We start from the raw sequence: 6,762 nt of genomic DNA, 5'->3' as shown, positions 1-6,762 counted from the left end.
CGGCACTCCGGCAGCAGCGGGTTCGGGATACCGTTCGGGAAATGGCCGTCCGGCTGGTGATGCACCTTGATAAAGGTCACCGGCGCCCCGGCCGCCGCGAAGCGTTTCTCCACCTCATCAATCACGTGCCCCGCCGCCCCGTTGCCGGAGTTCACCACCAGCTTCAGCGGACGGGTGAAGTTCGCCAGGTCCACGTAGCCCATCAGGTGGTCGACGTACTCCTTCAGCACCGAAATCTGACGCAGGGTCCCGCGACGCGCCGGGTCCACCGGCGGGAACTGGTTCTCCTCCGCCAGGCGCTGGATATCCCGCAGGCCGGTGTCGCCGCTGATGGGCTTCGCGTTCTCGCGCACCAGCTTCATGCCGTTGTAGTTCATCGGGTTATGGCTCGCCGTCACCTCGATACCGCCGTCCACCCCGAGGTGGAAGGTGGCGAAGTAAATCTCTTCCGTGCCGCTCAGGCCGATATCCAGCACGTCGGTGCCGGCGTCCATCAGCCCGCGGGCCAGCGCCAGCTTCAGCGACTCGCTGGTGAGGCGCACATCGCCCCCCACCACTATCTTCCCGGGTTTCAGAAATTCGCCGTAGGCGCGGCCGATACGGTAGGCGATGTCCTCGTTCAGCTCCTCGCCCAGTTCACCACGGATGTCATAAGCCTTAAAGCATGTTAACTGTGTCATTCTGCGTTTTGTCCCGAAAAAATTAGCAACGACCATACTGGTCTTTAATACGAATAATGTCGTCCTCGCCGAGGTACGACCCCGACTGAATCTCCAGCACTTCCAGCGGAATACGGCCCGGGTTTTCCAGGCTGTGCTCGGCGCCAATCGGAATAAAGGTGGACTGGTTCTCGGTCAGCAGGAACTGCTTGCCGTTCACCGTCACCTGGCCGGTGCCGGCGAGAATGACCCAGTGCTCGGCGCGGTGGTGGTGCATCTGCATCGAGAAGGCGCCGCCCGGTTTCACGGTGATGCGGTTGACGTTGAAGCGCGGGGTCTGGACCACCACGTCGCAGCGCCCCCAGGGACGGTAAATCTCGCGGTGGCGCTTGTACTCGCTGCGCTGGTTCTGCTTGAGGAACTCGACCGCCTTCTTCACGTCCTGGGAACGCTCGCGGTTCATCACCAGCACGGCGTCCTTGGTGCTGACAATCACCAGGTTCTCCACGCCGATGGCCGCCACCAGCTTCTCGTCGCTGTTGATGTAGCAGTTTTCACTGTTATGCACCCACGCGTCACCGCTGAGGACGTTACCCTGCTCGTCTTTCGGGCTGACCTCCCACAGGGCGGACCAGGAGCCGACGTCGCTCCAGTCGGCATCGAGACCGACCACCACCGCGTCGGCGGTTTTCTCCATCACCGCGTAGTCCACGGACTCGTCCGGGCACTCGCAGAAAATGTCATGCGGAATGCTGATGAAGTCGCTGCCGTTGTCGGCGGCATTGACCGCGGCCTGGCAGGCTTCGAGGATATCCGGGCGGAATTTGGCCAGCTCGGAGAGGTATTTTTTGGCGCGGAACATAAACATGCCGCTGTTCCAGTAGTACTCCCCGGAGGCGAGGTAGGCCTCAGCGCGCTCGCGGTCCGGCTTCTCCACGAAGCGGGCCACCTGATACGGGGTGTGGGCGCTGTCGGTGAGGGCCACGCCGCGCTGGATGTAACCGTAGCCGGTTTCCGGGGCGTTCGGCACGATACCGAAGGTGACCAGATGGCCTTCATCGGCATACTGCTCGGCGACGCGGATGGCGTCGTGGAAGACCGGCAGGTTATTGATGATATGGTCGGCGGCGAGGACCAGCATCAGCGGGTCGTCGCCGTGACGGGTGGCCTGGAGGGCCGCCAGGGCGATGGCCGGGGCGGTGTTGCGCCCGACCGGCTCAAGAATAATGTTGTTGGACAGCTTGTTGAGCTGGCGCAGCTGTTCGGCCACCAGGAAGCGGTGCTCTTCGTTACAGATGACCATCGGTTCATGGATTTCAAGGCCCGAGAGGCGGGTGATGGTTTCCTGCAGCATGGAGTTCTGCCCGAACAGGCGGAGGAACTGTTTCGGGTAAAGCTCGCGAGACATCGGCCAGAGACGACTGCCGGTACCACCAGCCATAATTACAGGAAGTAACATAATGAAATCCTTAAATAAATAATTGCTTTATTTTACTATCAATCAATCGACCGTCAGGTGGCGTGGCCTTTTTGAGGCACGCTACCGCCATTGGCTGTCGCAACCAAAATGCGTACTGCTCCCGTGCTCCAGGCTAAGCGCCACCCTCTTTCGCTTCAGGCTGTCGGCAGATCGTTCAGTCAGCGGCTACAATGACAGCCTGGCGGAACGCGTGTCCTGAAAACCTAAAAGCAGAGATATACCTTCAGGCATATCTCTGCTTTTAACATGCATCTTCCCTCACCTGGCCGCCAAACGCACCACACTTTCCGCATTTGCCGCCGGGTTAACCATCAGGACTTTCTCATTTACGCAGGGCAAAACACATGCCCTTACCGCCACCGAAAAAAGCGCAACGGGCGCCCAGCCGATGCTGGCAACCGTCAGAAAGGAGCGTTTACGACGTGGGGAAAGATAAGAAGAGACATCGCCTTCGCCGCCAGGGAGACCACGCGCATTCAGGCTTGATGGCCCTGCGCACACAACAACGGCGCTATGTTCCGATAGGTGGGATAAACGACTCATGCCTCTACACTGCACATTCCACAAAGAAAATCGTGCGCAGATTATAGCGCTGGTCGGCGGGAATAAAAATAAAAAAGCCTACTGATTAATGGATTACTCAAATGACACACACCATAAACATTCATTAAACAAGCAAAAAAAGAGCAATTTGTTGATATCCATGAAGAAAAGAAAGCCATCATTGCGCACTTTTAGCCCGTTTGATAAATAAACCGGGCACAAAAAATATAACTTTAAACAAACTTATGCCGGGCTCAATGGGTATTTGTTGCCTTTGTGTTTAGCCACAAATCGCTAAACCGCTGACAAGTCACAAGGTTATTATTCGGAGGCTAACAGTCAAATGAGAAACATTGTTATTTATCACCTTTTGCCACGGTTATTTTGCCAGAAAAAACGTCCTTCACCTCACGTCTGGCGGAGATGACGCGGCAAAGCAAGTGATCCCAACCGCAAGCCAGTGTAAAATCGGCACTTATGTAGAACGGGATATCCACACCCCGGAGGAAAAATATGAAGTTTTTGGTCACTGGTGCCGCAGGTTTTATCGGCTTTCATATCGCGCAGCGCCTGCTGAATGAAGGGCATGATGTTGTCGGGATCGACAACATGAACGACTATTATGACGTCAGCCTGAAGCAGGCCCGTCTGGATCGCCTGGCATCGCCGGCATTCCATTTCCAGCAGCTGGATCTGGCCGACCGGGAAGGTATGGCAAAGCTGTTCGCCGCAGAGCAATTTGATCGCGTGATCCACCTGGCGGCTCAGGCCGGTGTGCGTTACTCGCTGGAAAATCCGTATGCCTATGCGGACGCTAACCTGATGGGTTATCTGAACATTCTGGAAGGCTGCCGTCATACCAAAGTGAAACACCTGGTGTACGCCTCCTCCAGCTCGGTTTATGGCCTCAACCGTAAAATGCCGTTCTCTACCGAAGATTCCGTCGATCATCCGGTCTCCCTGTATGCCGCCACCAAGAAAGCCAATGAGCTGATGGCGCATACCTATTCCCATCTGTACAGCATCCCGACCACCGGGCTGCGCTTCTTTACGGTCTATGGCCCCTGGGGCCGCCCGGATATGGCGCTGTTCAAGTTCACGAAAGCGATGCTGGAAGGGAAAAGTATTGACGTCTACAACTACGGCAAAATGAAGCGCGACTTTACCTATATCGACGACATCGTCGAGGCGGTGGTGCGCGTTCAGGATGTGATCCCGCAGGCCAATGCCGACTGGACCGTTGAGAGCGGTTCACCGGCCACCAGTTCCGCGCCGTATCGGGTCTATAACATTGGCAACAGCTCGCCAGTGGAACTGATGGACTACATTACCGCCCTGGAAGAGGCGCTAGGGATGGAAGCGAAGAAGAATATGATGCCGATCCAGCCGGGCGATGTGCTGGACACCAGCGCAGACACCCAACCGCTATATGACCTGGTGGGTTTCAAGCCGCAGACGTCAGTGAAGGAAGGCGTGAAGAACTTCGTCGAGTGGTACAAGAATTACTATCAGATCTAATCCCCTGCCCTGCCGCAATCGTCAGGTTGCGGCAATCTCTTCTATGGAACCTCCGTTATCCTGACTATATGTCGACTGAATGCACATTCATTGTTTTATATATAATATTTTGTGCTATAGACGGTATTTTTGCCTTTTTTCTCGCCTGCCTGAAACCAGTTTCATCCAGCCTTTTTCAAAAAAGCAAATATCCGCGCGCCAGGCACTCAAACTTTTCTGTCATCCATCCCAATTTGGTGAGTGGAAACAGCATTATATGCTGATTGAGAAAAAACATTACTCTCTGTAGGAATTTTCCTAAATCCAGGATATGTTAGAGCAAGCCATGCAACAGAACAAAACTGGTGCATTGCTTATCAAACTAATAATTCAATCAACATACGCTCTGTGGTAGATATTATGGAAAACCTATTTTTCTTAGTGGTGGCTGCCATACTACTTGCTGTTTCCGTTTATTTCTTGATTTCTTATTTAAAAGACAGAAAGAAAACGAAACTGACGTTTAATAAACGCAAGTGGTAAGGACCACTCCGTATTGCAATTAGATTAAGATAACATTAAGAGATAAAAAAATGATATTACAGAATGAGCGTTCATTCTGCTTTTGGCGTGGCATTAAGGCAAGAAACAATAGTGTTACTCGCGCCCTGTTCATCATATTTCCATAGGGCATAAATAACAAAAGCCTGCGTTGCAGGCTTTGTTTTACCTCCCGGCGCTTATCTCCGGCATCTACATCACAGTGACGGTAGCTCTTCACAAGGTAAGTTTAACTTATCGGACCTGTTTTCAACCCGCAACGGCTTTTGAGCAGGATCGTAATGTCCATCACAATTTATTGAGGTTAATCTGAATGTGTGAGAAATACGCGGAGTGAGGGATATAACGGGGGAGAGAAAGAAGAACACTGGCGGCAGGAAACCGCCAGTCTCAGACAGGCAGAATTAATCGTTACCAAACAGATCGCGGGTGTAGACCTTGTCCGCCACATCCGCCAGCTCTTCCGCCATACGGTTAGAGATGATCACATCCGCCTCTTGTTTGAAGGCATCCAGATCGCGCACGACGCGGGAGTTAAAGAACTCATCTTCCTGCATCACCGGTTCATAGATAATAACCGGAATACCTTTTGCCTTGATGCGCTTCATAATGCCCTGAATAGAAGAGGCACGGAAGTTGTCCGAACCACTCTTCATGATCAGGCGATACACACCCACCACTTTCGGCTTACGGGCGAGAATAGAATCCGCGATAAAGTCTTTACGGGTACGGTTAGCATCCACGATAGCCGCGATGATATTGTTCGGCACCGATTCGTAGTTCGCCAGCAACTGCTTGGTATCTTTCGGCAGGCAGTAGCCGCCATAGCCAAAGGACGGGTTGTTATAGTGGTTGCCGATACGCGGATCCAGGCATACCCCTTCGATAATCTGCTTGCTGTTCAGCCCCTGGCTTTCAGCATAGCTGTCGAGCTCGTTGAAATAGGCAACGCGCAGCGCCAGATAGGTGTTCGCGAACAGTTTGATCGCTTCCGCTTCAGTGGAGTCGGTAAACAGGGTCGGGATATCCTGCTTAATCGCGCCTTCTTTCAACAGGTCTGCGAAACGTTCGGCACGTGCAGAGCGCTCACCAATGACAATGCGCGACGGGTGCAGGTTGTCGTACAGCGCGCGGCCTTCACGCAGGAACTCAGGAGAGAAAATAACATTATCGATCCCTAAACGTTCTTTGATATCACGGGTGAACCCCACAGGGATGGTCGATTTAATGATCATCACCGCGTTCGGGTTGATCTCTGTGACATCGCGAATAACCGCTTCCACCGTAGAGGTGTTGAAGTAGTTGGTTTTGGGATCGTAATCGGTCGGCGTCGCAATGATCACGTAGTCGGCATTACGATAGGCGTCGTGCTTGTCCGTGGTGGCACGGAAATTTAACGGTTTTTCTGCCAGATATTCCTGAATCTCTTTATCCACAATCGGAGAGATCTTCTGGTTAAGCATATCCACTTTGGCCTGTACGATATCCAGGGCAACCACTTCGTGGTTTTGCGCAATCAGGACACCATTCGATAAACCAACATAACCTGTACCGGAAATAGTAATTTTCATTCGATTACACTTTAATCAGTTAACTGGGTAATGGCGGATAGCCACGAATTTAAACATTGCTGTGGGCGGTTTTACGCTTTGACCAGTGGGATGTCAAGAATAAGCCATAAGGTCAATAATACGATTAAAATCTGACCCTATGGCTTCCATTATGGATAATGCATTACTTGAGAAGAGCTAAAATCTCTTCGGTTTTTGCATTCATCAACGCAGTATCCGCTCTGGACTCCACGTTCAGACGCACCACCGGCTCGGTATTGGACGTGCGCAGGTTAAAGCGCCACTCAGGGTATTCAATACTGATACCGTCCGTTGTGTCGATGTGTGCGGCCGCCGGCTCATACTGCGCCCGGATGCGCGCTATCGCCTCCGCCGCATTCCCCAGCTTGCGGTTGATCTCCCCCGACGCCGGGAACGCCGCCTGGCGGTCCGCCACCAGCGATTTCAGCGA

Annotated in this window: 4 protein-coding genes and 2 pseudogenes; 2 read left to right on the top strand and 4 right to left on the bottom strand. The window is 53.1% G+C overall.

Translation table 11 applies throughout. The annotated features are described in order from the left end of the window. Together rfbK and N438_RS27340 are read right to left on the bottom strand one after the other, a co-directional pair. Window positions 1-680, bottom strand: a pseudogene (gene rfbK / locus N438_RS27345) (O9 family phosphomannomutase RfbK); the annotation flags it as partial. Between the two features lie 22 nt (window positions 681-702). Further along, window positions 703-2,118 carry a mannose-1-phosphate guanylyltransferase/mannose-6-phosphate isomerase gene (locus N438_RS27340; RefSeq protein ID WP_116696597.1) on the bottom strand — a complete coding sequence of 472 codons (1,416 nt, stop codon included), beginning with the start codon at window positions 2,116-2,118 and terminating at the stop codon, window positions 703-705. A gap of 1,077 nt (window positions 2,119-3,195) precedes the next feature. On the opposite strand from N438_RS27340, the gene N438_RS27330 reads away from it, so the two are divergent. Together N438_RS27330 and N438_RS28480 are read left to right on the top strand one after the other, a co-directional pair. Continuing rightward, window positions 3,196-4,200 (top strand): NAD-dependent epimerase, encoded by a 1,005-nt coding sequence (locus N438_RS27330; protein WP_064141901.1) that lies wholly within the window; start codon window positions 3,196-3,198, stop codon window positions 4,198-4,200. A gap of 399 nt (window positions 4,201-4,599) precedes the next feature. Then, the gene (locus N438_RS28480; protein ID WP_004144151.1) at window positions 4,600-4,722 is read left to right on the top strand and encodes a small membrane protein; all 123 of its coding nucleotides are present in this window, start codon (window positions 4,600-4,602) and stop codon (window positions 4,720-4,722) included. Window positions 4,723-5,144: 422 nt separating this feature from the next. Here N438_RS28480 and ugd read toward each other — a convergent pair whose 3' ends face one another. Continuing rightward, window positions 5,145-6,311: a UDP-glucose 6-dehydrogenase gene (gene ugd, locus N438_RS27320; protein WP_000704907.1), complete on the bottom strand. Its 1,167-nt coding sequence runs from the start codon at window positions 6,309-6,311 to the stop codon at window positions 5,145-5,147. 163 nt (window positions 6,312-6,474) lie between these two features. Then, a pseudogene (locus N438_RS27315) lies at window positions 6,475-6,762 on the bottom strand (phosphomannomutase CpsG); the annotation flags it as partial.

Origin of the sequence: Klebsiella sp. GL120222-02 (assembly GCF_003097195.1) — a bacterium.
In the GTDB taxonomy this organism is placed as follows: domain Bacteria; phylum Pseudomonadota; class Gammaproteobacteria; order Enterobacterales; family Enterobacteriaceae; genus Klebsiella; species Klebsiella variicola.
This window is presented reverse-complemented; position numbering and strand designations above follow the sequence as displayed.